Annotated in this window: 21 protein-coding genes; 11 read left to right on the plus strand and 10 right to left on the minus strand. The window is 40.9% G+C overall.

The features are described 5' to 3' along the window. Nucleotides 1–22 precede the first annotated feature (22 nt). The 5 genes from rnc (at nt 23) to acpS (ending at nt 3,779) form a co-directional block, all read left to right on the plus strand. A complete protein-coding gene (gene rnc, locus AB6N04_RS03985; RefSeq protein ID WP_369310633.1) occupies nt 23–703 on the plus strand; it encodes a ribonuclease III in 681 nt (226 codons plus the stop codon). After that, nucleotides 700–1,608, plus strand: a complete 909-nt coding sequence (gene era / locus AB6N04_RS03990) for a GTPase Era (RefSeq protein ID WP_369310634.1) — start codon at nt 700–702, stop codon at nt 1,606–1,608. The genes rnc and era overlap by 4 nt, the downstream gene beginning before the upstream one ends. Before the next feature lie 11 nt (nt 1,609–1,619). Next, the gene (gene recO / locus AB6N04_RS03995; RefSeq protein ID WP_369310635.1) at nt 1,620–2,351 is read left to right on the plus strand and encodes a DNA repair protein RecO; all 732 of its coding nucleotides are present in this window, start codon (nt 1,620–1,622) and stop codon (nt 2,349–2,351) included. Between the two features lie 307 nt (nt 2,352–2,658). After that, a complete protein-coding gene (pdxJ, locus tag AB6N04_RS04000) occupies nt 2,659–3,390 on the plus strand; it encodes a pyridoxine 5'-phosphate synthase (RefSeq protein ID WP_369310636.1) in 732 nt (243 codons plus the stop codon). Beyond that, nucleotides 3,390–3,779 carry a holo-ACP synthase gene (gene acpS, locus AB6N04_RS04005; protein WP_369310637.1) on the plus strand — a complete coding sequence of 130 codons (390 nt, stop codon included), beginning with the start codon at nt 3,390–3,392 and terminating at the stop codon, nt 3,777–3,779. Before pdxJ ends, acpS begins: the two co-directional genes overlap by 1 nt. Nucleotides 3,780–3,858: 79 nt before the next feature. Here the strand turns inward: acpS and AB6N04_RS04010 are convergent, their stop codons facing one another. Then, nucleotides 3,859–4,119 carry a YfhL family 4Fe-4S dicluster ferredoxin gene (locus tag AB6N04_RS04010; RefSeq protein WP_219246933.1) on the minus strand — a complete coding sequence of 87 codons (261 nt, stop codon included), beginning with the start codon at nt 4,117–4,119 and terminating at the stop codon, nt 3,859–3,861. A gap of 258 nt (nt 4,120–4,377) precedes the next feature. Beyond that, on the minus strand, nt 4,378–4,827 hold the full coding sequence (locus AB6N04_RS04015) for an XRE family transcriptional regulator (RefSeq protein WP_369310638.1): 450 nt from the start codon (nt 4,825–4,827) through the stop codon (nt 4,378–4,380). A 198-nt stretch (nt 4,828–5,025) separates the two neighbouring features. Between AB6N04_RS04015 and leuE the strand changes: the two genes are divergently transcribed. Both leuE and tadA read left to right on the plus strand, forming a co-directional pair. After that, a complete protein-coding gene (gene leuE / locus AB6N04_RS04020; protein WP_369310639.1) occupies nt 5,026–5,670 on the plus strand; it encodes a leucine efflux protein LeuE in 645 nt (214 codons plus the stop codon). 93 nt (nt 5,671–5,763) lie between these two features. Continuing rightward, on the plus strand, nt 5,764–6,255 hold the full coding sequence (gene tadA, locus AB6N04_RS04025) for a tRNA adenosine(34) deaminase TadA (protein WP_369310640.1): 492 nt from the start codon (nt 5,764–5,766) through the stop codon (nt 6,253–6,255). Between the two features lie 27 nt (nt 6,256–6,282). On the opposite strand, the gene mltF is transcribed toward tadA, so the two are convergent. After that, a complete protein-coding gene (gene mltF / locus AB6N04_RS04030) occupies nt 6,283–7,881 on the minus strand; it encodes a membrane-bound lytic murein transglycosylase MltF (RefSeq protein ID WP_369311960.1) in 1,599 nt (532 codons plus the stop codon). A 329-nt stretch (nt 7,882–8,210) separates the two neighbouring features. Between mltF and purL the strand changes: the two genes are divergently transcribed. Together purL and AB6N04_RS04040 are read left to right on the plus strand one after the other, a co-directional pair. Beyond that, entirely contained in the window at nt 8,211–12,098 is a 3,888-nt protein-coding gene (gene purL, locus AB6N04_RS04035) for a phosphoribosylformylglycinamidine synthase (RefSeq protein ID WP_369310641.1), read from the plus strand. Nucleotides 12,099–12,442: 344 nt separating this feature from the next. After that, on the plus strand, nt 12,443–15,106 hold the full coding sequence (locus tag AB6N04_RS04040) for a calcium-binding protein (RefSeq protein WP_369310642.1): 2,664 nt from the start codon (nt 12,443–12,445) through the stop codon (nt 15,104–15,106). A 122-nt stretch (nt 15,107–15,228) separates the two neighbouring features. Here AB6N04_RS04040 and AB6N04_RS04045 read toward each other — a convergent pair whose 3' ends face one another. From AB6N04_RS04045 to AB6N04_RS04060, 4 genes are all read right to left on the minus strand, one after another. Beyond that, the gene (locus AB6N04_RS04045) at nt 15,229–15,876 is read right to left on the minus strand and encodes a 3-keto-L-gulonate-6-phosphate decarboxylase UlaD (RefSeq protein ID WP_369310643.1); all 648 of its coding nucleotides are present in this window, start codon (nt 15,874–15,876) and stop codon (nt 15,229–15,231) included. Nucleotides 15,877–15,880: 4 nt separating this feature from the next. After that, nucleotides 15,881–16,702, minus strand: a complete 822-nt coding sequence (locus tag AB6N04_RS04050) for a Cof-type HAD-IIB family hydrolase (protein WP_369310644.1) — start codon at nt 16,700–16,702, stop codon at nt 15,881–15,883. Nucleotides 16,703–16,716: 14 nt separating this feature from the next. After that, nucleotides 16,717–17,193 (minus strand): PTS sugar transporter subunit IIA, encoded by a 477-nt coding sequence (locus tag AB6N04_RS04055; RefSeq protein WP_369310645.1) that lies wholly within the window; start codon nt 17,191–17,193, stop codon nt 16,717–16,719. Nucleotides 17,194–17,263: 70 nt separating this feature from the next. Next, on the minus strand, nt 17,264–19,012 hold the full coding sequence (locus tag AB6N04_RS04060) for a PTS ascorbate-specific subunit IIBC (protein ID WP_369310646.1): 1,749 nt from the start codon (nt 19,010–19,012) through the stop codon (nt 17,264–17,266). Nucleotides 19,013–19,414: 402 nt separating this feature from the next. On the opposite strand from AB6N04_RS04060, the gene ulaR reads away from it, so the two are divergent. Both ulaR and ulaG read left to right on the plus strand, forming a co-directional pair. Continuing rightward, nucleotides 19,415–20,170 carry an HTH-type transcriptional regulator UlaR gene (gene ulaR, locus AB6N04_RS04065; protein WP_369310647.1) on the plus strand — a complete coding sequence of 252 codons (756 nt, stop codon included), beginning with the start codon at nt 19,415–19,417 and terminating at the stop codon, nt 20,168–20,170. 114 nt (nt 20,171–20,284) lie between these two features. After that, the gene (gene ulaG, locus AB6N04_RS04070) at nt 20,285–21,352 is read left to right on the plus strand and encodes an L-ascorbate 6-phosphate lactonase (RefSeq protein WP_369310648.1); all 1,068 of its coding nucleotides are present in this window, start codon (nt 20,285–20,287) and stop codon (nt 21,350–21,352) included. 114 nt (nt 21,353–21,466) lie between these two features. On the opposite strand, the gene fbpC is transcribed toward ulaG, so the two are convergent. The 3 genes from fbpC to AB6N04_RS04085 form a co-directional block, all read right to left on the minus strand. After that, nucleotides 21,467–22,507, minus strand: coding sequence for a ferric ABC transporter ATP-binding protein (fbpC, locus tag AB6N04_RS04075; protein ID WP_369310649.1), 1,041 nt, complete (start codon nt 22,505–22,507; stop codon nt 21,467–21,469). Between the two features lie 16 nt (nt 22,508–22,523). Beyond that, nucleotides 22,524–24,602 carry an ABC transporter permease gene (locus AB6N04_RS04080; protein ID WP_369310650.1) on the minus strand — a complete coding sequence of 693 codons (2,079 nt, stop codon included), beginning with the start codon at nt 24,600–24,602 and terminating at the stop codon, nt 22,524–22,526. Nucleotides 24,603–24,804: 202 nt separating this feature from the next. Then, a complete protein-coding gene (locus tag AB6N04_RS04085) occupies nt 24,805–25,836 on the minus strand; it encodes an ABC transporter substrate-binding protein (RefSeq protein WP_369310651.1) in 1,032 nt (343 codons plus the stop codon). Between the last annotated feature and the right edge of the window lie 9 nt (nt 25,837–25,845).

Raw genomic sequence — 25,845 nt, forward strand, 5'->3', positions numbered from 1 at the left:
AAATAGAAATGGTTGGGCGCACATGAACCCCTCTTTAGTAGAAAGATTACAACGTAAGCTTGGTTATCAATTTAAACAAAATGATTTATTGATCCAGGCGTTGACACATAGAAGTGCAAGCAGCAAACATAATGAACGCCTAGAGTTTTTAGGGGATTCAATTTTAAGTTTTGTGATTGCGAATGACCTGTATCACCGTTTTCCAAAAGTGGATGAAGGGGATATGAGCCGGATGCGTGCAACACTCGTACGCGGAAACACACTGGCAGAAATTGCCCGTGAGTTTGAACTAGGTGAATGTTTACGTTTAGGTCCCGGTGAATTAAAAAGCGGTGGATTTCGTCGAGAGTCTATTCTTGCGGATACAGTGGAAGCATTGATTGGTGGTATTTTTCTCGACAGTGATATCCAGACGATTGAAAAAATAATTTTAGATTGGTATCAAAGTCGATTAATTGAAATTAGTCCGGGTGATAAACAAAAGGACCCGAAAACACGGTTACAAGAATATCTGCAAGGACGCCATTTACCATTACCGAACTATTTAGTTGTTCAAGTAAAAGGTGAGGCTCATGATCAAGAATTTACGATCCACTGTCAGGTGAGTGGCATAGAACAGCCTATTCATGGTGTTGGTTCAAGTCGTCGTAAAGCAGAACAAGCCGCAGCAGAACAAGCATTGAAAATTTTGGAGCTTGAATGAGTGAATTACAATCCCACTGTGGTTTTGTTGCCATAGTTGGACGGCCAAATGTCGGTAAATCGACATTATTAAATCAATTACTGGGGCAAAAAGTCTCGATTACCTCGAGAAAGCCACAGACGACTCGCCATCGTATTATGGGGATCCATACAGAAGATAATTATCAAATTATCTATGTTGATACCCCAGGGTTACATATTGAAGAAAAACGTGCGATTAACCGTTTAATGAATCGTGCTGCATCAAGTTCTATCGGTGATGTTGAATTGGTTATTTTTGTCGTTGAAGGGACTAACTGGACCGCTGACGATGAAATGGTTCTAACTAAGCTATCTAGTTTGCGTTGCCCTGTAATTTTAGCAATCAATAAAATCGATAACGTGGTTGATAAGACGGTTTTATTGCCACATATTGGCATGATCAGTCAAAAAATGAATTTCTTGGATGTTGTACCAATCAGTGCAGAAAAAGGCACTGGGGTGGATACTATTGCTAAAATTGTGAAGCAACATATTCCTGAAGCAACACATCATTTCCCTGAAGACTATATTACAGATCGTTCCCAACGTTTTATGGCATCTGAAATAATTCGTGAGAAGTTAATGCGCTTTTTGGGGGATGAATTGCCTTACTCAGTGACTGTTGAAATTGAGCAATTTAAGGTCACTGAAGCAGGTATTTACCATATCAATGGGCTAATTCTTGTGGAGCGTGAAGGCCAGAAGAAAATGGTCATTGGCAACAAAGGTAGTAAACTGAAAACCATCGGTACTGAAGCCCGTATCGATATGGAAAGAATGTTTGATAACAAAGTTCACTTAGAGCTTTGGGTCAAAGTTAAATCAGGCTGGGCAGATGATGAAAGAGCATTGCGTAGCCTAGGTTATGTTGATGATCTAAAATAGTAGGTGGCGGCGTGAGTGGTTGGCAACGTGCGTTTGTACTCCATTCAAGGCCTTACAGTGAAACAAGCTTATTGCTTGATTTTTTCACTGAAGGTGAAGGGAAAATTCGTTTACTGGCTAAAGGTGCTCGCCGCAACCGCTCTCCCTTAAGAGGCTGTTTACAGCCTTTCACACCTTTGTTAATCCGGTGGAGTGGCAAAGGTGAAATCAAAACCTTAATTAATGCAGATCCTGTTTCATTAGCGCTTCCTCTAAGTGGAACCGTCCTTTATAGCGGTCTGTACCTTAATGAACTGACTGCACGTGTTCTGGAATTTGGTACGCCTTATTCCGCCCTGTTTTTTGATTATCTTTCCTGTTTGCAGGTTCTTGCTGCAAGTGAGCGAACCCCTGAATTTGCTTTGCGTCAGTTTGAACTCGCGCTGTTATCCTCTCTTGGTTATGGTGTGGATTTTTTGCATTGTGCTGGTAGTGGTGAACCCGTTTCTGACACAATGACCTACCGGTATCGTGAAGAAAAAGGTTTTATTGGTAGCTTAGTGGTTGACCAGCTAAGTTTTACAGGCAAACAACTAAAAGCACTTGCAAACCGTGAGTTCCCAGATATTGATACCCTAAAAGCGGCTAAACGATTTACTCGTATAGCGCTAAAACCTTATTTAGGCGGTAAACCATTAAAAAGTAGAGAATTATTTCGGCAATTTACTTTTTCTCCTACTGCTTCAAACAAACCAAAGGAATAGGTATTATTGCTTCTGGTTATGTATTGGTTTTGTGGATTTGTTTGCATTTTCATTTTTATATACTCCTTTTTTACGACTCTGAGTTTTGTTTACGTTGTACCTGATCTTATGTGGCTAACCGATTAAATTTAGCGGCCCACGATAAGGTTTACGAAGCGCTTCGCAAAAATTTTTCCTTTTCATGCAATAACAGACTTGTTTTGGAATTCTCCTCGAATGATGTGAGATTTATTCCCCGAAACTTGAAAATTACAGTAGGATAGAGAAATTACAGTATTGGTTACCGTTTTATTGAAGGGAGTACAAAATGGCTGAGATTTTATTAGGCGTTAATATTGACCACATTGCGACAGTAAGAAATGCAAGAGGAACACAATATCCTGACCCTGTACAGGCTGCATTTGTTGCAGAGCAAGCGGGTGCTGATGGTATCACGATACATTTACGTGAAGATCGTCGTCATATTACCGATAGGGATGTTGCGCTACTTAATGAAACAATACAAACACGCATGAATCTTGAGATGGCTGTGACAGATGAAATGGTTGATATTGCCTGCCGCATTAAGCCCGCGTTTTGTTGCCTCGTCCCTGAAAAACGTGAAGAAGTGACGACTGAAGGTGGCCTAGATGTTGCTGGGCAAAAAATAAAAGTAGCGGAAGCTGTAAAACGCTTAACTGAGGCGGGTATTTTAGTGTCGTTGTTTATTGATGCTGACCATGCACAGATCGATGCTGCACAAGAGTGTGGTGCACCATTTATTGAGATCCACACAGGAGCATATGCGGATGCTAAAACAGAGCAAGAGCAAGAGTTAGAGTTTCGCCGTATTCGTGATGGTGTGGCTTATGCAGCGAGTAAAGGCATTAAAGTGAATGCAGGGCATGGGTTGACTTACCATAATGTTCAGCGCATTGCACAATTACCTGAAATTTATGAGTTAAACATTGGGCATGCTATCATTGGTCGAGCACTATTTAGTGGGTTGGCACAAGCCGTTGCTGATATGAAAAAAATTATGTTAGAAGCACGTAAATAATGGCGATAGTTGGGTTAGGAACAGACATCGTTGAAATAACGCGTATTGAATCCGTTATTGAACGAACAGGAGATAGCTTAGCAAAGCGAATTTTGACTGAAAAAGAATTTTTGCAATATCAACAGCAAGCAAAACCTGCTCGTTTTTTAGCAAAACGCTTTGCAGTTAAAGAAGCCGCAGCCAAAGCATTAGGAACAGGGATCCGTAATGGCCTTGCGTTCAACCAGTTTGAAGTGACCAATGATGAATTAGGAAAGCCTTTATTGCATCTAAAGGATGAAGCGTTAAAGCTTGCGAAAAGCTTAAATGCGACCTGCTTCCATGTTTCTATCACAGATGAACGGCATTATGCATCAGCGACGGTGATTATTGAACGCCTTGATGATTGACTCAAGCTGCTACAGTGTTGTATTGGCTGCCAGTGTACTATCTGGCAGCATTGAGAAAATAAATCGCGGTAAGGGGCATTTAAATTTTGTCTGCATGGTGGATAGCGACAAATTTATCCCACAGTTGTTCTTCGGTTTCAATGTGCTGCGGATCAGTGATAATCGTATTCGTGATAGGGCATACTGACTGGCAAGTCGGTTTATCGTAGTGCCCAACACACTCGGTACATAATGTTGAGTCAATTTCATAAATTTCTGCGCCCATAAAAATTGCATCGTTAGGGCATTCAGGTTCACACATATCACAATTGATACATTTTTTAGTAATTAATAGTGCCATTTTTATCAGTCAAATATGTTTTCATATAATTTTATTAGTGCTAATTCTACACTGAATTTTATAAATTAAATAGGTAATTATGATACAAATTGTTAGCTATTAGACAAAGGAAGGATGTTAATAATATGTTTTTAAATTTACCAAAATTTGATGGTTTAATTGTATTTTCTTGGAGGATTTAAGCCTGGTTATTGAATTTTAAATAAGAGCCTAAATAAGACCCTTATTTAAATTATTTTTAACGAGGTGTAAATAATATTATACTATAGTATAGTTATGAATTCTCCAACGTTTATCCTTCTCTGATTGGCTGTATATATGTATAAGCCCATTAGCGACATATAAGGTTGCTGACTGAATGGTATCTCCAACAGCAAAGTCATCAACATAGACTAATTGTATGCCAGCTTTATCGTCAATTTGGTATAGTTCAACGATTTTATCATTTAAATTGTAACCGTATAAATATTGCTTATTTTGTGTAACGTCGTAAAAGGCTTGAATATTACTCAAATAGCTTCGTAATCTTCCTTTTTGTACCGGGGCATTGGCTTCAATTTTACCAGTGTCTGTCATACTATAAACAATATAGCTTGTGTCTTTTGAATGGCCCAAAAAATAAGTGCGTTTAGCGGCGCTAAATATCATCGTTGTTGGATAAAATTCGTCAAAAGAGCTGTCTTGTATTAACTTTCTAATAATAGCCATATATGATTCCTATTAGTATATAAAATATAGATAACGAAATTCGGAATTAATAATATTTAAATAAATTAAGTTTAAAAATAACCTTTATTATTAGTTTATTTCATATGTATAAATAAAAAAGAAACAATAAATAGAATAGATATTCACAAAGATAGAAAGTTATGATAGTAATAATGAAAAACATAAAGGAACGCAAACATGTTCGAAAATCTCGGAGTTCTTAACTTCTGGACTTACCTCGCAGGGCTTATTTTTATTATTATTGTGCCAGGACCTAATTCGATTTATGTGCTCAAAACCAGTACTTCCAGTGGTGCTCGGTTTGGCTATCGAGCTGCGTTAGGGGTATTTACAGGTGATGCCATATTGGTTTTTTTATCTTTTATTGGTGTCGCGTCAGTGATCAAAGCTTCACCAACGCTTTTTATGATTGTTCGCTATCTTGGTGCGGCATATCTTTTATATCTCGGTTGTAAAATTTTATATAGCACATTGAAACGCAAGTCACAGGCTGAGGGGGAAGGCGCTACAGTCAGCTTAAAGTCTGAAAATCATTTTTTTCGTGCTTTAGCGTTAAGCCTGACAAATCCGAAAGCAATTTTGTTTTATATTTCGTTTTTTATTCAGTTTGTTGACTTTAACTACGAGAATGCGTGGGTACCTTATTTAGTCCTTGCGACAATTTTGGAGCTAGTGAGCTTCTTATATCTTAGCGTACTTATTTTTAGTGGTTATCTGATTGCTAAATTTTTACGGGAGAAAAAGATCCTCGCTAAACTGGGTAATTGTACCGTTGGTGCCTTTTTTATGGGGTTTGCGGCAAAACTTGCCTTGAGTAATTAGTCTGTATAGAGAAATCCCCGAGTAAGATTTAAAATTGCAGTCACTCTGACATTTGGTAATAATTACCCTTTGAGTTATTGCCCAGAGGTAAGAGTGACGCAATTAGAAATTGATGAATACTGGATGCAGCAAGCCCTTGAACTTGCTTTTAAAGCGCAAGAGGCAGGGGAGATCCCGGTAGGTGCTTTGTTAGTTAAAGATGAACAGTTAATAGCCTCTGGTTGGAATCGCTCAATCCTTGATCATAACCCGACTGCTCACGCTGAAATTATGGCTCTACAACAAGCTGGGCAAGTATTGAACAATTATCGTCTACTTGATACCACGCTATACGTTACCTTAGAACCTTGCATAATGTGCGCGGGTGCGATGATACACAGCCGAATTGCCCGCGTTGTTTATGGGGCCAAAGATTTTAAAACGGGGGCTTGTGGTTCTTATATAAATATTATGCAACAGGCAGGGTTAAATCATTATGTGGAAGTTACGGGCGGTATTTTAGAAGAGAAGTGCTCTTCAATGCTAAGTGCTTTTTTCAAAATGCGCAGAGCACAAAAGAAAGAGCAAAAGCGCCAACAGAGTTAGCGCCTTGGCAGGTTATTCAAAGGAGCATTACGGTTTTTTAAACGGGGGGATGACCGGTGGTTCTCTATCCGTTTTTGTCCCTTGCTGGTCAGGATGTAATGAAATCAAGTATTGACCGAGTGACATTTTTGTTTCTTCACTGCTCTTTTGAGGTGATTTCGCTGAATCTATCTCCTCTAAATGGCTCATATTGGTTTGTTCCGGTAGGGGAGATTGGTTTTCAATGAGTTTAGTATTGTTTTCTTTTAGGTTTTCAGGCAAAACCAAATAGGTTAAAGATTGCTGAGCGATATCCAGCGCATGTTGTTTACGTTCTTGCGTTTGCAAGTATCCCACAAGGCTTTGATGATACCGGCGAATATTTTCCACATAACGATAAGCTTCATGCCCACGTGCATAGCCATAAGTAAGCTGCGAATAATATTTTTGCTGGGTTAGTAGTGGAAGACGCGCTTTAACATCGAGCCATCTGTCTGGATCACCACCTAGCATTTGAGTGAGCTTTCTCACATCTAACATATGCCCGTATCCCATATTATAAGCGGACAGAGCAAACCAAATGCGGTCATCTTCTGCAATTGTTTCAGGCAGTTTATCCATAATATAAGCAATATATGCCGCACCACCTTTAATGCTTTCTTCTGCATCTAACCTATCAGCGATCCCCATTGTGGCGGCAGTGGGTTTAGTTAACATCATTAAACCGCGAACTCCAGTTGGGGAGGTGGCAAGGGGATCCCAGTGGGACTCTTGCCATGCAATAGCAGCCAGCAGTTTCCAATCAATGACATCAGCATACTTTTCAAATAAAGGCTGATATTCAGGAAGCTTATTATCAATCGCTTTGATAAAGGCCATCGTATCGAAATAATCGAACGATTCCACATGACTAAAATATTTTTCATTCAGGCGGGCCAATAGCTCTGATTCATTACTTTGATTAAAAAAATCAAGCAGAGCCGCATCTAAACTGTTTTCTTGCCCACGTCGCATATACCAAGTGACAGCATGATCATCGAGTAAATCAAACGCGACAGCAATTTGCGGGTGAATCCGTTGCTGTAGAGCAACAGCGATAGAGTCTTCGAGGGTATAGTCGATTTCACCTTCTGCGAGCATTTCAAGAATTTGATTTGTATTGTATTTAGATGTCTCTTCCCATTTTAAGTTTGGATATTCTTCAGCAAGCGCTTTTAAGGTACTGGCGTGGGCTGTCCCGGAGGTAACAAGCAGCTTCCCCTTGATATCATTAAATGATTTCGGGCGTGTAGTGCCTTTGCGATAAACCAATTGCTGAGTGACCGTTAGGTAGCTAGGGCCAGTTTTGGTTTTTGTTAATCGGTCTTTATTGTACAAAAGCCCAGCAACGGCAATGTCAGCATCGCCGTTTTCTAGGTCGATAAAAATTTGCTCGAATGTCGGGCGGATAGTGATCTTAAGTTTAACTCCTAGGTACGAAGCAAAGCCTTGAGCAAGTTCGTAGTCAAAACCACGAAGCTGTTTTTGCTCATCAATATAGATAAGTGGCGAGCTGACGGCACTAATACGTAATTCACCTTGTGACAGTATGTGATTAATTTGTGAATCTTGCGTATTGGGCCAGCGGACATTAAAGCCGATGACCATTGAAGCCAGTAGCGCGATAACCACGATGATTAAGTAGTTAACTTTTAAGTTATTCAAATAATAATTTCTCGTGCAATCACTGGTGTTGTGTGGTGTCTAAAAAGAGTATGGCTAAGTAATGGTTATAATTCCAGTGGTTGGGTATTTTGCTCAACAATTATGATCGGTGCAACCTATATTATCGTATTTAGCACATAATAATATTTAACTAATCGCTTTATTTTTAATCACGCAAACGGTTTCGTATTGATGAACATTACTCTATAATGGGCTCCGGTTTCCCTGCTTTCGTGTTCAGGGCTGGCGTTTAAAAGAGAGAAATTAAGACTATGGAAATTTTGCGTGGTTCACCTGCTCTATCAGCATTTCGTATTACCCGCCTTTTGGCGTTGTTTGCAGAGAAACAACTGCCTGTAACAGATATCTATGCTGAATATATGCACTTTGCTGAGCTATCAGCGCCGTTAAGTGATAGCGAGCAAGGTAAACTGAGCAGTTTGTTAAAATATGGCCCATCCCTGGCAGAGCATGACCCATTCGGTAAACTTATTTTAGTCACCCCTCGTCCGGGTACAATTTCTCCTTGGTCATCTAAAGCAACGGATATTGCTCACAATTGTGGTCTGACTCAAGTTAAACGCATTGAACGCGGTATTGCCTACTATGTTCAGGGGGATTCATTAACGCAAGGGCAGTGGCATGAAGTGATAGCGCAGTTACACGACCGTATGATGGAATCAATTTTTTCATCTTTTGAACAAGCAGAGGCCTTGTTTGTGCATCAGCAGCCTGCACCGATGAAAACCATTGATATTATCAATGGCGGACGTAATGCACTGGTAGCGGCAAATAAAGAAATGGGCTTGGCGTTAGCCGATGACGAAATTGACTATCTACAAGCCGCCTTTACAGGTCTAAAACGTAATCCAACAGACGTTGAATTGTATATGTTTGCTCAAGCGAACTCTGAGCACTGCCGTCACAAAATCTTTAATGCGGATTGGGTGATCGATGGTCAAGAACAGCCAAAATCGCTGTTTAAAATGATCAAAAATACGTTTGAAAAAACACCAGATCACGTCTTATCTGCTTATAAAGATAATGCAGCGGTGATGGAAGGCTCTTCTGTTGGTCGTTTCTTCCCTGAGCCAGAAGGGCGTACGTACCGCTATCATCAAGAAGATGCTCATATTTTAATGAAAGTGGAAACTCATAACCACCCAACAGCAATTTCCCCGTGGCCTGGCGCTGCAACGGGTTCTGGTGGCGAAATTCGTGATGAAGGTGCCACTGGTCGAGGTGCTAAGCCAAAAGCTGGATTGGTGGGTTTTTCCGTCTCTAACCTACGAATTCCCGGTTTTGAACAGCCTTGGGAAGAAGACTTTGGTAAGCCAGAACGTATTGTTACCGCGCTAGATATCATGATGGAAGGCCCTTTGGGCGGAGCCGCGTTTAATAATGAGTTTGGTCGTCCTGCACTTTTGGGTTACTTCCGCACCTATGAAGAAAAAGTGAATAGTCATAATGGCGAAGAATTACGCGGTTATCACAAGCCAATTATGCTAGCGGGGGGGATTGGTAATATTCGAGCCGATCACGTACAAAAAGGCGAGATCCCAGTGGGTGCGAAACTGATCGTGCTCGGTGGTCCATCAATGAACATTGGTTTAGGCGGTGGTGCAGCATCATCAATGGCATCAGGTCAGTCAGACGCAGATTTAGATTTTGCGTCAGTACAGCGTGATAACGCAGAAATGGAACGTCGCTGCCAAGAGGTGATCGACAGATGTTGGCAACTAGGGGACGATAACCCTATTTTGTTTATTCATGATGTTGGTGCTGGTGGTCTATCCAACGCGATGCCGGAGCTCGTGAGTGATGGTGGTCGTGGCGGTCGTTTTGAATTGCGCAAAATTTTGAACGACGAACCGGGTATGAGCCCGTTAGAGGTGTGGTGCAACGAGTCTCAAGAGCGTTATGTGATGGCAGTTGCCCCTGAGCAACTGGATATGTTTACTGCGATTTGTGAACGAGAACGCGCGCCGTTTGCCGTGATTGGTGAAGCGACAGAAGCGCGTCATTTAACCTTAAATGATGCGCACTTCAATAATCAACCGATTGATATGCCACTGGATGTATTACTGGGTAAAACGCCAAAAATGCTGCGTGATGTGAAAACCCTCAAAGCAGCACCTGATGCATTAGACAGAACGGCCATCAATTTAAATGAAGCGGTTAAACGGGTTTTACATTTACCCGCAGTGGCAGAGAAAACCTTTCTGATCACCATTGGTGACCGCACTGTAACCGGTATGGTTGCCCGTGATCAAATGGTCGGCCCTTGGCAAATTCCCGTTGCTGACTGTGCGGTGACAACGGCGAGTTTAGATAGCTATTATGGCGAATCCATGTCAATTGGTGAAAGAACGCCAGTGGCATTAGTTGATTTTGCTGCATCTGCTCGTATGGCTGTAGGTGAAGCACTGACTAACCTTGCGTGTTCTTACGTACAAGATCTTAAGCGCGTGAAACTATCAGCAAACTGGATGGCTGCAGCAGGTCACCCTGGGGAAGATGCTGGATTATATGAGGCAGTAAAAGCGGTAGGTGAAGAGCTGTGCCCAGCACTGGGGTTAACTATCCCAGTGGGGAAAGACTCTATGTCAATGAAAACGCGTTGGCAGCAAAATGGCGAAGAGCGAGAAATGACATCTCCGTTATCATTGGTGATCAGTGCATTCGGACGTGTTGAAGACGTTCGTTTAACAGTAACACCTGAATTAAAAACAGTAGAAGATAATGCTCTGTTATTAATTGACTTGGGTGAAGGACAAAATGCTTTAGGCGGTTCGGCTCTCGCACAGGTTTACCGTCAATTAGGCAATAAAGCACCGGATGTACATAGCCCTGAGCGTTTACTCGGTTTCTTTAATACCATTCAAAAACTATTATCTGAGCAAAAATTATTGGCTTACCATGACCGTTCAGACGGTGGTTTGTTCGTTACATTAGCCGAAATGGCATTTGCTGGTCATTGCGGAATATCGGTCGATATCAGTTCATTTGATGAGGATACTTTAGCGGCATTATTCAACGAAGAATTAGGTGCGGTGATCCAAATCAATGGCGCAGATAGAACTTACGTTGAAGCGTGTTTTGCAGAAGCAGGGTTAGCTCATTGCGTTCATTATTTAGGTGCAGCTATTCATGACGATATTGTGATCATTAATAGCCGTGATACGGTGGTTTATCGTGAATCACGCAGCTTACTGCGCCAATGGTGGGCAGAGACCACATGGCAGATGCAACGCCTGCGTGATAACGAAGTGTGCGCAGATGAAGAGCACTCCATGAAGCAAGATAACCAAGATCCCGGCTTAAATGCTCACTTAACTTACGATATTGAAGAGGATATTGCGGCTCCATTTATTTTATCCGGTGTGCGCCCAAAAGTTGCTGTGCTGCGTGAGCAAGGAGTTAACTCCCACGTTGAGATGGCCGCGGCGTTTGACCGTGCCGGTTTTGATGCCGTTGACGTGCACATGAGCGATTTACTGGCGGGGCATTTATCTCTTGAACAATTCCAAACGCTGGTGGCGTGTGGTGGCTTCTCTTATGGTGATGTCTTAGGTGCAGGGGAAGGTTGGGCTAAATCTATTCTGTTCAATAATCAAGTGCGCGATGAGTTTGCTGCATTTTTTAATCGCCCTGATACTTTATCTCTGGGGGTGTGTAACGGTTGTCAGATGATGTCTAACTTACATGAACTGATCCCTGGTGCAGAGTTCTGGCCTCGTTTTGTTCGTAACCGTTCAGAGCGCTTTGAGGCTCGTTTTAGTTTAGTGGAAATTGCCGATAGCCCATCTTTATTGCTGCAAGATATGGCAGGTTCTCGTATGGCGATTGCGGTTTCTCATGGTGAAGGGCAAGTGGAAACTCGCGCTACGGCGCACTTACAGCAATTAGAAGATAACGGCTTAGTGGCAATGCGTTTCGTCAATAACTATGGGCAAGTGACGGAGCAATACCCTGCAAACCCGAACGGGTCGGTTAATGGTATCACATCAGTTACCTCAAAAGATGGTCGAGCAACTATTATGATGCCTCATCCAGAGCGTGTTTTCCGCACAGTGAGCAACTCTTGGCATCCAGAAACATGGGGTGAAGATAGTCCGTGGATGCGTATTTTCCGCAACGCACGTAAGCAATTAGGTTAAAAATTACCAAGTAATGGTGTAAACGAGCACTCTATCGTTATAAGTTGAAAATATAGCGGTAGGGTGTTCTTGTTTCTGCCAATTGCCTTTATTGATTAAGAGCTTTATATCAGCCTTTCTTATTTATCGTGTTATTGATGATTAATTGTTTATATAATAATTAATGTTATCACAATCATTTCAATATTATTTTATTAGGTATTTGCTTTGTAAATGAAATAGTCAATATATCAGAGTAACTTTTTTATCAGTTACCTAATAAAATGCTAAATTCAATGATGGAGATGAATTTTAATATTAATAAAATTCAATTTAAATAAAATGGATTTGGCGAGGAATAGATTTTGAGTTTAACAAGGAAGCTAAAGAATAGCTTATTTTCGAATGATAATTATACTGAATATTTAAAAAACAATGAAACCATAACGCTTTCTCTAATAGAGGTAAATGACGGCTTTTATTTAGTTTCTGATAGTGAAAAAGAAACAATTCCATTAAAGAAACAGGATGGAACCTCAAAAACTATCAATTTAATGAATAATCCTATAAAACCTGATAATATAAAAAGTAATGAAATTAAGCTAGAAAGTACCAATAATGTCATCTTAAATAGTCATATTAAATCCAAATTTATCTTAAAAGGGAATAGAAAGGATAATGTTTTAGATGCTGGCGCAGCAAAAGCTTCTATTAATGGGTATGGTGGGAATGACCATCTTGTGATTAGTTCCGGTGTGGCAAGAGGTGGAGATGGCGATGATAATTATTATTTACGCCGCTATCAATGGGAAAATATTAAACATAATAATGTAACTAGGTTGAATGCAAGAATTGTGGAAACATCTAAAGGGAAAAGTGAAGTCCACCTAGGCTATTCGTTAAAAGAAATAGATAGTGTTAGTCAAGTAGGTAATGACTTACTGATAACTATTAAGGCAAAGTCACCTTATAATAAATCTGATACGTTAGAATTAAAATTGACGTTGAAAAATAGTTATCAAGATCATTTGATAGGTAAAGCGATAAAACACCATTATCAGCTCTATACACAGGATGGATTTAGTTTAACCCCTATTTTAAAAAATAATAGTTACATGGAAGACATGCAAAAATTGTATGAAATAACTTATTTGCAAGATTCCGATTATGCTCAGAGGGATGCAAGTGATAGTGTTCGGATTCATAAAGAAAATAATTATATAGTTATTAATAATCAGGGCTATACTCCTCCGATATGGGGAGAGTTTAACTTTAATGGGGATATTACAAATCTTACTTATTTTGGAAGCAAAAGTGATGATATTTTAACTATGCTTAATAGAAATAGCTATATTATGGCAACTGGTGGGAATGATATCTATCAATTAAAACCAAATGAACTTAGGCAGTCAAAATTAACAGTTGATCTGAGTAAAATAGAAGAAAAATCTGCCAATGGAAATAGTATTATCATAAAAATCCCTGACGCATATGGGTGTGATTTATATGCCGATGGTCAATCTGTCTACTTTAAAAATAATTTTGGTGATAAAATAACAAATATAAAGTTTATTAATTATGAAAATAGCAAGTGTAACGCTGTATATATAAAAGATGCTAATGAGAATTTATTTGAAATTAAATTGAGAACAGAAGGGCACAAGATAGTTGATGATAATATAGCTAACTTATTGACCTCTGAATCTGATGACGTTCATCTTCTATCGGGGCGGCGGTATCCCGATATGATAATTGATACATTAGCAGGTGATGATAATATTGAGGAATATAGTGGAATTGGTATAATTGTTAATTCAGGAAGTGGTAATGATAAAATTAAAGTAACGACAGGTGTGAATGTTTTTTATGGTGGAGATGGCGATAATGTTATAGAAGGGGGAAATCAAGGAGATTTATTATTGTCAGATTTAGGAAATGATAAATTAAATGGAAAAAAGGGGAATGACCATTATATTGTTGATGGTTCAATAGGCTCTGGAACAACGGTTATAAATGATAAATATGGTATTAATAACATTCATTTAATGCACTTTAATAAAAATTATGTTATAAAAAAAGAAAGCGGATTCAGTTATCGGGTATACGGTTCTAAATCAAATTTGCGTGAGGTGAAAATAAAAATAATTCCATCTGATAAGGAAAATAAAAATTACATTCACCATTATGATACTCTTCCACACCATATTCCTAATGATGTAAAAGAAAGCATGAGCCATATGGTAAGGTATTTGGCAGAGCATAAACAATATTGGAAAAGAGAGCAATCATTATTGCCTTGGCAGCCCATGTATGCCTTTAAAGGTTTTTTTAAAAACACCTCATATGATTTTATAGATTTATCTAAACCGAAAGTTAATATTTCACAAGGTTTTTCTTTTAAACAACTTGTCATTGACTTAAAAGGTAATTCGGTTGATTTAATTGATAACAGTGGTCATGGGCGATTTTATAAAACAGAAATAGGAACTGGAAAAATTTTAATACCCCGTTTTTCTAGGAGTAATAATGTATTATATGCAGGGAAAGGGCATGCTGAGCTAGCTGGAGGTGGTGGGGACGATGTTTTCATCATCAATGGAAGTAATAGTAAAGTCAGTGATAAAAAAGGCGATAATATTTTTATTATCGATGGTGGTGTTAGGGGTAGAAGTTCTATACGTTATGGCGATGGGAATAATGAAATACATTTAATTAGTTTTAATAAAACGCCAACTATAGTAAAAACGGATAATAACAAAAAAGAAATTCAATATATTTATCAATCGAAATCGGGCTATAAAGCGAAAATTATTCAGGGTGATGGATTGCCAGAGCCAACAGTTATTCATCATAACTTATTACCTGGATTGCGTGACCATACTACACAGCAAAAACTCGAATATTTGGGGAATGCACTTGCAGCCATGCGTTTACAGGATGAATACAATAGCCTTGGTATTACTGAAATAAAACAAGCATGGGATCCTGCTAGCATTGTGAGAGTATTTATGGGTAAAGGAACAGGGTAAAATTTAATGGTAATGGTGGTTTTAAAGGCGGCTATTTTGTCTATGGGCTGATAATCTAAATACGATTTACCCTAAAAGTGAAGTTAATTTTAGGGCAAATCGTATGGTGAGCTTATAACATTTTATTTCCAAAAACGATTAATTTGTTCGCGCAAGGCTTCTGCAGTTTGCTTACCTTTTTCACCAGCTAATGCACGACCAGCAATAAAAGCTTTCGCTTTAATTCCATTAAATAAGTGGATATCTTCAGGTACGATCCCACCGGTAATTGATAGTTCAAGCCCTAAATCAGACAGCTTACGCATTTTTTCGATATCTTCATTTGTCCAGCCGATACCTGCCAACTCAGCATCACGGGAACGGTGGTAAATGGCTTGGGTGATCCCTAAATCCACCCAATTTTGCGCATCTTCAAATGTCCAATTACCGTAGATTTCAATTTGGATTTCACGCTGAAATTCATCTGCGACTTTTTTGCATGCCGCAATAGTGGCAATATGTGCCGCGGCTGAAACCGTGATCCAATTTGCACCCGCCTCAAAGGCCATTCGCGAAAGAATAGCTCCACCGTCAGTGGTTTTCATATCGCAAACAAGAATGTGATTAGGGTATTTTCGGCGTAAAGTTGACACCGCGTTCATGCCCTCTGCAAAAGCTAAAATCGTTCCCACTTCAATAATATCAACGAAAGTGTGCACATTTTCAGCAACATTCAGAGCAGAAGGTAAGTTGGTTTGGTCTAACGCGATTTGAATCAACGGTTTAGTCATAGTGTTATCCTTGAATTTTTTCTCGTATCAAGCGGGCGAGCCCGTCATGATTGTTATCAGTAGTACAGATAGCATTGGCGTGAGTTTTTACAGCTTCATCAGCGTGGGGCATAGCCACACCCAATCCTGCGTATTGGATCATGGAAATGTCGTTATGATTATCACCAACGGCAATCACTTGTTCAGGGGTGAGGCCTAATTGCTTGACGTATTGCGCTAAGCGCATGCCTTTGTTATTGCCTTTACAAGCAATATCAATGCGGTTGACCCATGAACGCTCAGCGGTGAATTTGTCATTAACCCACGCCACATCCATTAATTTCTCAATGGCATTTGGGTCGCCTTCAACGACAAATTTCCAAACGTAATCGGTATTGCGGATCTGATCGTCAAATGAATCAATACGGAAAATTCGTGGGGGATGAGCAAGGTGTGGATCTGCGGCCCACTGTTCCATATCTTTCATATAGTCAATAGGTTGTGATTTTGAATAGGTCATTTCATTGGTGGTGTATAACACCAGTTTGAATTGATTTTCTTGTGCCAATTTAGTAAAGGCTAGGGCATCTTCTTTGGCAATAGAGGTATGCATCAAAACTTTTTCATTTTGATAATCATACAGATAGGTACCATTGCAGCAAATAATTGGCGTGGTTAATCCTAGTTCATCGTAATAAGGGCGCGCAGCAGTATGGTGACGACCCGTCACAATCATCACGTGGCAGTGTTTAGTCGCATTTTGGATAGCAGACTTAACCTCAGGGTGAATGGTATGTTGAGCCGTTAGAACCGTCCCATCTAAATCTAATGCGAGCACTTTATACATATCAATTTATCCTTTTAAGCGTTTTTCGCGAGTGCCTCATCAATCACGCGATACACATCATCGGCTGTGTGGCATTGGCGCAGTTTATTAAGATCGACACCCGTTTCGCTGTTTTCATCGTCCAGCACTTGGGTGACTTCCATCAATCCTTCCATATGTTCGTCCGAAGAGCTACCTGCAAGTGTAATTAAAACGTCAACAGGTTCATCTTCCCCATCAAAAACAATCGGTTTTTCTAAGGTGACGAGAGCAAAAGCGGTGCGAATAACGCCGTCTTCAGGTCGTGCATGGGGTAAAGCTAAGTTTGGTGCGATACAGATATAGGGACCTAATTTTTCTACACTACTGATGATAGCGTCATGATAGGCGGGTTTGATGGCACCAGAGGCAATTAGCATATCCGTACCAATTTTAATCGCATCGCGCCAATTGGCTGCATTGGCATGGAGTTGGATAGAGTTGTTGTCGATTAATGATTGTTTAAATCCCATTATGACCGTCCTTTTACGTAATAGTGACCCCGATAGCAACGCGGTGGCTTCTATCGAGGGAGCATCATGTTCACTGACGAATAAAATTGGTATGAATAATATTGAGTAATTCATCACCAAATGAATTTGGGTTAAGCATATTTTGCACCCCGAGGACAAATTTACCTTCACCGGGATCCATCTCTGCACTTAGATGTTTTGACGAGACAATAATATCGGTTGCGGTTAATTTTGATTTATAGTCGGACACGGCACAGGAATCCATAATGTGTGGAATACCTTTTTTCTCAAGATACTGGCCAATTTTCATTTTCATCATCATGGAGGAGCCTTGCCCATTCCCGCAAACCGCTAAGATACGAACAGGTTTGGCTCCGCTGTTTTCAAGTGGCGCAGACGCTTCTTCTATAATCTCGATTTCGGTTTCAAGCGTGCCTTGAGCGTCCTCCTCTGCCCGCAGTTTTTTTGCAGCAAAGTACATGTACACTATCGCGAGGGCAACAATCACAAAAAAGAACATTTTAGAGAAGGATAGGCCTTGCATGATGACAGGGAACGCGAGAGCCCAGTCAGCCATTCCCATCCAACCACTAAAATCAGTTCCTTGACGGTTAATTAAGTCAATCGCCCATGCTGAACCCAAAATTTCGATTATCCCCATCACAAAACAGACTTTCATCACCGCTTTCCAACCACCGAAATGGTTTGCGAAGATACCGATGGTGGCATTGGAGAAGAACATAGGGATAAACCCAGGGATGATCATAATGGGCGAATTGAAGGCTAACATACCTAGCACAGCAACAAACTGACCGATTGCCCCCCACATAAAGCCGAAGACCATCGCATTTGGGGAGAATGCATATATTGCGGCGCAGTCGATGGCAAGAACTGCATTCGGAATAACGCGCTCAGAGATCCCTTTAAACGCTTCAGAAAGCTCAGCCACGAACATGCGCACACCCGTCACGATGATTTGAATAGCAACGGCAAATTTCAAGCCGGTTTCAAGAATATAAATGGTCCAGTGCGTGGTACCCGCCATCGTTTGTAGATTGGTGAGACCAAAGGAAATCAAAATAACGCCAAAGAATAGTGTCATCACAATGGCGGTAGCAGAAATGCTATCGTGGAAAATATGCAGCCATTTTGGCAACTGTAAATTATCGACGCTATCTTTTTTATCGCCAAGCTTTGGTGCAACCTTGGTGGCTATCCATGAGGCAAACTGTTGCTGGTGACCGATAGAGAACCCCGCGCCGCCTGTGACTTCTTGCGTTGGCTTAAACATAATATTGGAGGAAATCCCCCAATAAAGGGCCATTAACACTGCGGAATATAAAATGGTTTCCCACATGCTTGAGCCTAAAACAAAATAGAAAACGGCGATTAATCCCGCTTGCTGGAACATAATATGTCCCGTCAACATGATAGTACGGATACCAGTGACACGGCGAAAGAGGACTAACAGGATATTAATCGCGAGGGCTAATAATACGGTATAACCGACCCATGAATAGTTATCACCCATGGCTTCCATGGTGGCCATCATTGAGGTGTATGGGTCGATGACAGAGCCTGTGAGTCCGTGGTATTCAGACATTTTCTCGATGACGGGTTTAAAGCTAGACACTAAGGTGCTTGCACCAACGCCAACTAACATAAAACCGACAATTGTTTTGATTGTCCCCTTGAGGATTGTTGTACCATCACGTTTTAACAGCCAGTAACCAATAAATGTGACTAAGCCTAGTAATAGAGGCGCTTTAGTCATGACTTGGCTGTAAAAAATATAGAAGGCGTCGTATAAAAAATCCATATTTTTACCTCTAATCAAATTGTATTTGTAATTTATATGGGGCAGAGATTAATCATATTGATCGTATCTGGTGTTATTGCGATATAATCATTTTAAATAGATTGGTGGTCTCGCAAAAATCATTTTAGATCAAATGTAATCACGAATTGCTCTTTTATGATTGTTTGCATTTGTCTGTTTTTTTACCAGTAAAAAAATAAATAAATGGCGACTCGATCACGTAAAATTTTAAATTTCAAATAAAATCAATATGTTAATTTTATTTATGTCAAATATCAATTTTTTGCTTAGGCAAAGGTTGACAAGAGAAGATGAGATAAATAGAATCAAAACTAATCACCAATAATCATTTTGAGTCATAAGTTGTCATTGAAGTGATTATTTATCAATAAGGCGATAGTTATGAATGAAGTGCAAAGACACAATGAAATTTTATCGTTATTAGAAACGCATCGGGTGATTAACGTTTCTCATATTACTGAACAGTTTAATGTGTCTCCTGCAACCGCTCGTCGTGATATTTCAAAGCTTGATGAGCAAGGTAAATTGCGGAAAGTCCGCAATGGTGCAGAACGAATCGAAAAGAAAAAGCGTAAGTGGACACCCCTTAATATTAATAGTACTGACCACTACAAAGAAAAATCAGAAATTGCCATCAAAGCGGCTGAGCTTTGCCTTCCGGGGGAAAGCGCAGTGATTAACTGTGGTTCAACTGCGTTTATGTTAGGGCAGCAACTTTGCGGTAAAAATGTACAGATCGTTACCAACTACTTCCCGCTAGCCAGTTATTTAATTGATGAAGACCATGATGATGTCATTTTGATTGGCGGGCAGTATAACAAAGCACAAAACATCTTTTTAAATCCTGCCCTTAATACATTAATGGGCTATGCAGGTAACTGGATGTTTACGTCAGGGAAGGGGCTAACAGAAGCGGGCTTATATAAAGCCGATATGCTAACCGCCGTGGCTGAACAGCAGATGCTAGATCAAATCGATAAGTTGGTGGTGGTTGTGGACAGTTCCAAGGTGGGGCATCGAACCGGAATGCTATTTTGTCCAGCTAATAAGATAGATGTTCTGATTACTGGAAAAAATGCTAATCCTCAGGTGATTGAAAGTATTAAAGCCCAAGGAACGCGAGTGATACTCGTCTAATTCTGCCGCCTACCTGTTTTATTGAATTTAAACAAATTAGCCGAATGCCTTAATTTTTTTAATTAAGGCATCAGGTTCCCGACATCTAAAATTCTGGAAAAAGGTATTATCACTATGAGCAAAGTCAATGAAATCACACGTGAGTCTTGGATTTTAAGCACGTTTCCTGAGTGGGGAACATGGCTAAATGAAGAAATTGAAAAAACCGTTGTTGAACCCAATACATTTTCAATGTGGTGGTTAGGTTGCACTGGTATTTGGTTGAAAAGCGCAGGTAACACGAATATTTCCATTGATTTTTGGTGTGGAACAGGGAAAAAAACGCAAAAAAATCCACTGATGAATAAGCAGCACCAAATGATGCGTATGGGGGGCGTAGAAGCCTTGCAGCCCAACTTGCGTACAGCAATTTTTCCCCTTGACCCATTTGCGATTAAAGAAGTGGATGCCATTTTAGCTTCCCATGACCATGCGGATCATATTGATGTGAATGTGGCCGCCGCAGTGCTACAAAATTGCGGTGATCATGTTAAGTTTATCGGACCGCAAGCTTGCGTGGATTTATGGACAAAGTGGGGAGTCCCGGCTGAGCGCTGCGTGGTGGCGAAAGTCGGTGATGTGATTGATGTCGGGGATATGAAAATCCGTGTATTAGATTCCTTTGACCGCACCGCATTAGTGACACTGCCACAAGGTGTTTCTTCCTATGATAAAGGGATCCTTGATGGTATGGATTCCCGCGCAGTGAACTATTTAATTGAAACCACCGGAGGCTCTATTTATCACTCAGGTGACTCCCATTATTCAAATTATTATGCAGCGCATGGTAACCGTTACCATATTGATGTGGCGTTACTTTCCTATGGTGAGAATCCGCGAGGTGTCACTGACAAAATGACCTCTTCAGATATTTTACGTGCCGCAGAATCATTAGACTGTGAACGTGTTATTCCATTCCATCACGATATTTGGGCAAACTTTCAAAATGATCCCCGTGAAATTGAAGTATTATGGAATATGAAAAAAGAGCGCCTGCAATATAAATTTGCTCCGTTCTTCTGGCAAGTAGGTGGAAAATACACTTATCCAACCGATAAAGATCGCATGCATTATCAGCATTACCGCGGCTTCAGTGATATTTTCAAAAATGAGCCTGAATTGCCATATAAAGCATTTTTATAATTATCATTGTCCAATTAATGTATCGCAGAGGCGAAAACGCTTCTGCTTTTTTCGTTAGAAATGAAAAAAACCGCCAACACAATGTGGCGGTTTTGCTTTTTAGTTCATAGTCGATTATTCAAGCACAAACATACCATAAGGGTGAATTTGCAGGTACAGGTTTTCCCCAACACTCGGTTGTAATTGGGTTGCATTAATTTGTAGCAGCATAGATTGACCATGCCAATCGACTGTCACCTCGTATTGTGGTCCCATATAGGCAACATGGGTGATTGTGCAGCGCTGGCTATCATCACCTTGTGTACTTAATGTGATGGCTTCAGGGCGAACACCAACAGTGACTTGCGTTTGCGCCGTGGTGATTTGCGCAGGACGTGGTAAGCGATAATTAAAGATATCGACAGAGTCAACGGTCAATGTTGCAGGGAAAATATTGGCATCCCCCATAAAGCTTGCCATAAATTTCGAAGCTGGCTGGCGGTAGAGTTCTTGAGGTGAACCCAACTGCATAATTTTGCCTTTATTCATTACTAAAACCATATCCGATACGGCGAAAGCTTCACTTTGGTCGTGAGTAACGTATAAAGACGTGATATTAAATTGCTGTTGTAACTCACGAATTTTCTCACGCATACTGCGACGTAAGTTAGCATCCAAGTTACTTAAGGGTTCATCGAATAACAACACTTTAGGCTTGAGGATCAAGGCCCGCGCCAAAGCGACACGTTGTTGTTGCCCGCCTGAAATTTGGTCAACAAAGCGATCAGCAAAACCGGCTAAATCTACTAACTCTAATGCCTCATCGACCCGTTTTTTGATCTCGGCCTTTGGTAACCCTAACATTTTCAAGCCATAACCCACATTATCCCCTAATGACATGTGTGGGAATAAGGCGTAAGACTGGAATACCATACAGATATCACGCTGCTGTATTGAACGGTCTGTTACATCCTCACCATCAATAAATATGCGACCTTCAGTTGGCTTTTCAAGACCTGCAACTAAACGTAAAACCGTGGTTTTTCCACAACCGGATGGGCCTAATAGGGTCACCATGCTACCTTGCGGTATGGACAGACTTAAATCATCGATGACTGTGTTGGTACCAAAGCGTTTAGTCACATTTTTTAATTCAACAAAATTATGTTGTGTCATATCAGTTGCTCCCTGATTACTGTGCATTTTTGGCTTTGGAACGTGAAACACGGGCTTCGCCAATCAAATAGTCAAATAAGAAGATAATTGCGAGCATGACCACAATCAAAATGGAGCCATACGCAATCGCAACGCCATATTCACCATCCTCAACGCGGTTAAGAATATAGGCAGTGGCCACGCGTGTATCAGGGGTAACCAAGAACACAATCGCACTGACCGTGGTGATCGCTCGGACAAAGCTGTAAATCAGCGCGGATAAAATGGCTGGGCGTAACAGTGGCAACAAGATAAAGAAAATGGTGCGCATAGAGCCTGCACGTAAACTCAATGAGGCTTCGTCTAACGATTTATCAATTTGCCCCAAGCCCGCGATACCTGCGCGGATCCCCACAGGGACGTTACGCATAGTCATCGAAATAATGACAATGGCAGCCGTTCCCGTTAAATAAAACGGTGAGTCGTTAAAGGCTAAAATGTATGACACCCCCGCAACTGTACCTGGAACGGCGAAACATAACATGGTGGTGAATTCGATGGTTTTCTTACCACGGAAATCTTGACGAACCACGATATAAGCAATTAACAGGCCGAGAACGGCAGTAATTGGTGCGGCAATCCCTGCATACAGAAGGGTATCAAGTAGTGAAGGCCATGCGCCATCACTCATGCCTTGACCGAACAATTTAATAAAGTTATCTAAGGTTAAGGTGTAATCCACACCCCAGTTTACGGTGAAGCTTCCATAGAAAATGCTACCGTATAACAGGACGTTAAAGGCGACCCAAATCGCTAAGAACGCGGTGACCGTGACAATTAACGAGGTTGGCAATGGTTGCACGTCACCGCGGTATGATTTACCAGATACCGTGACATATGAACGCTTACCAATCCACATATATTGCACACAGAACACCAATAGCGAGAACACTAACAGAGAAGCCCCTAAGGTACTCGCCGCTTGGTAATCCAATTGTGAACCTGTGATATAGAAATAAATTTGCGTGGCTAATACGTCAAAGTTACCGCCTAACACTAATGGGTTACTAAAGTCGGCAAGTGACTGAACGATAACGATTAAGAATGCGTTAGCTAATGCCGGCTTTAACAACGGCATAAACACATTAAAGAACGTTTGGTAGCGATTAGCGCGCAGGGTATATGACGCTTCTTCCAATGACGGGTGAATGGTTTTAATCGCACCATCTAAAATCATAAATGACATTGGGGTAAAGGCAAGCACCTGAGCAAGCCAAATTCCCGTAAAGCCATATAACCAGTTAGTATTTTCTAACCCCATGTAAGTGGCAAGGAATTCAGTGATATATCCTGAACGCCCCATCATCAAGGTAACACCGAGCCCCACAACAAACGGCGGTGTGACAATCGGTAAGATAGAAAAAACGCGACCAATAATGGCGGAGCGTTTTGCAATACGTGTGGTGTAGATCGCTAAAATTAACCCAAAGAAAGTACATCCGGCTCCTACCGCTAAAGATAGGAATACTGAGTTGATGATAACCTGAACAATATGGGATTGCGTTAAAATCGCCACAAAGGCAAAGGGCGCGAAATCCCCATTACCATCGGTAAACATGGGGATAAAAATCGCGACACTTGGGAATACGATAAATAAGGTGATAAGCGCGACAACGGTGATCAGTGAGCCAATCACAAATTGGTCGCCACCGAGCCATTCGAGGCGGGTTAATGCGTGTGTCATTACCATACCTAAGGTAATAAACAGCACAATGGCCGAATAGCCGAGTCCTTTGCCATCAAAGTAAGCGGTGAGGATCACGACAACCGCCGTGATTGCCGCGACAGCAATATCGAAATAATGACGTGTTTTGTGGTAACGATCCGCTGGTGTTAACGGACGAATAAAGAGGAGCGATGGCAAGAGATACCAAAGCCAGCTAATATTCAGGCTGCTCCATCCATAAGCGGCGAGGATTTCATCTTGGGTAGAGTCGAGTAAACCATAATCAAGGCTCCACGACGGTAACAAGGCAAAACCAATCCACGCTAATAGCAGCCAAAAAAAGGTGCTATCTCGCTTTTTGGGTGGTGTCAGAGTTAGGGTTTGAGACATAGTTCCCCCTAAGCTCGTCATATTTTGCGCTATCACGGTGTTGGCTTCGCTCTGTTATCCTAATTACATACTGGTGTATGTTCCTAGGAATAACGTCACTTGCCACTTTGGGACAACTCAAACTATTTAGAGCTTAATTAAATTAATTTTTATTTTAGTTTAGTAAGTGCTCAGTGCGGCGCATTTACGCCGCACAGGGTGGTTATTTACTCATTTTGACTTCAGTAACCCATTTGTTGATAAGATTTTTACGGACCTCAGCGTCACCGTATTTATCCATATCGTAATTAATCAGGTTTAAGTCTTTCAGTTTTAGCGAAATTGGAGAGGATTCCGCCGTTGTATTGGTGAGGATTTGGTAAGATTTACCTTCTTTCCAGCTTAGTTCTTGTGCTTCCTTAGACAGAACGAAATCCACGAATAATTTTGCATTATCCATGTTACGTGCATTTTTCAGGATACTGATCCCGCCGATTTCATAACCTGTACCTTCACAAGGTGCGATTAATTCTAATGGCGCGCCATTTTCCACTTCTAATGAATAATCATGTAAGAAGCCGATACCAATTGCAGACTCACCCCGTGCGGCGTTACGTGCTGGGGCAATACCAGATTTAGTGTATTGAGAAATATTTGAGTTCAGTTTTTTCAGGTAATCAAAAGCTTGCTCATTACCCCAAAGTTGGTCAAATGTTGCCAATGCGGTATAGGCTGTACCTGAACTTTGTGGATCAGCGATTTGGATTTCGCCTTTGTATTCAGGTTTGGTTAAATCTTTCCAGCATGTTGGGATAGGCAGCCCTTTTTCTTTTAGGCGATCTTTATTCACGCCAAAACCTAAAATCCCGATGTAAACCGCAGAGGAATAGTTACCTTTGCGTTTTGCTGGATCTTGGAATTGCGGCATGATTTCAGCTAGTTTCGGTGATTTGTAGGGTTCAAGTAGATCCATTTCACCGGCTTGTGAATGGGGATCTAAGGTTCCGCCATACCACACATCCGCTTGTGGGTTACGTTTTTCAGCTTCGATTTTAGCTAAAGTACTACCTGAGCCGTTACGAACAAAAGTGGTTTTCACATCATATTTTTTTGCGAATGCCTGAGTTTCTGTTTCGCACATCGCATTGGTTGCACTACAGTAAACGACAAGGCGACCCGCAGCACTTGCCGTGGTAGAAATAGCGGCGAGGGATAAACCTGCTGCGACGAGAGTAGAGAGAGTTTTCAGTTTCATTTTCAATCC

The organism is Providencia rettgeri, from assembly GCF_041075285.1.
Classification (GTDB): domain Bacteria; phylum Pseudomonadota; class Gammaproteobacteria; order Enterobacterales; family Enterobacteriaceae; genus Providencia; species Providencia rettgeri_G.

What these genes read in the sequence shown, in the direction of transcription:
- rnc (WP_369310633.1), top strand. Translation starts at nt 23, where the DNA reads ATGAACCCCTCTTTAGTAGAAAGATTACAACGTAAGCTTGGTTATCAA.
- leuE (WP_369310639.1), top strand. Translation starts at nt 5,026, where the DNA reads ATGTTCGAAAATCTCGGAGTTCTTAACTTCTGGACTTACCTCGCAGGG.
- AB6N04_RS04010 (WP_219246933.1), bottom strand. Translation starts at nt 4,119, where the DNA reads ATGGCACTATTAATTACTAAAAAATGTATCAATTGTGATATGTGTGAA.
- AB6N04_RS04060 (WP_369310646.1), bottom strand. Translation starts at nt 19,012, where the DNA reads ATGGATTTTTTATACGACGCCTTCTATATTTTTTACAGCCAAGTCATG.
- ulaG (WP_369310648.1), top strand. Translation starts at nt 20,285, where the DNA reads ATGAGCAAAGTCAATGAAATCACACGTGAGTCTTGGATTTTAAGCACG.
- AB6N04_RS04015 (WP_369310638.1), bottom strand. Translation starts at nt 4,827, where the DNA reads ATGGCTATTATTAGAAAGTTAATACAAGACAGCTCTTTTGACGAATTT.
- AB6N04_RS04085 (WP_369310651.1), bottom strand. Translation starts at nt 25,836, where the DNA reads ATGAAACTGAAAACTCTCTCTACTCTCGTCGCAGCAGGTTTATCCCTC.
- era (WP_369310634.1), top strand. Translation starts at nt 700, where the DNA reads ATGAGTGAATTACAATCCCACTGTGGTTTTGTTGCCATAGTTGGACGG.
- acpS (WP_369310637.1), top strand. Translation starts at nt 3,390, where the DNA reads ATGGCGATAGTTGGGTTAGGAACAGACATCGTTGAAATAACGCGTATT.
- mltF (WP_369311960.1), bottom strand. Translation starts at nt 7,881, where the DNA reads ATGGTCATCGGCTTTAATGTCCGCTGGCCCAATACGCAAGATTCACAA.
- AB6N04_RS04050 (WP_369310644.1), bottom strand. Translation starts at nt 16,702, where the DNA reads ATGTATAAAGTGCTCGCATTAGATTTAGATGGGACGGTTCTAACGGCT.
- ulaR (WP_369310647.1), top strand. Translation starts at nt 19,415, where the DNA reads ATGAATGAAGTGCAAAGACACAATGAAATTTTATCGTTATTAGAAACG.
- fbpC (WP_369310649.1), bottom strand. Translation starts at nt 22,507, where the DNA reads ATGACACAACATAATTTTGTTGAATTAAAAAATGTGACTAAACGCTTT.
- AB6N04_RS04080 (WP_369310650.1), bottom strand. Translation starts at nt 24,602, where the DNA reads ATGTCTCAAACCCTAACTCTGACACCACCCAAAAAGCGAGATAGCACC.
- pdxJ (WP_369310636.1), top strand. Translation starts at nt 2,659, where the DNA reads ATGGCTGAGATTTTATTAGGCGTTAATATTGACCACATTGCGACAGTA.
- AB6N04_RS04045 (WP_369310643.1), bottom strand. Translation starts at nt 15,876, where the DNA reads ATGACTAAACCGTTGATTCAAATCGCGTTAGACCAAACCAACTTACCT.
- AB6N04_RS04055 (WP_369310645.1), bottom strand. Translation starts at nt 17,193, where the DNA reads ATGGGATTTAAACAATCATTAATCGACAACAACTCTATCCAACTCCAT.
- purL (WP_369310641.1), top strand. Translation starts at nt 8,211, where the DNA reads ATGGAAATTTTGCGTGGTTCACCTGCTCTATCAGCATTTCGTATTACC.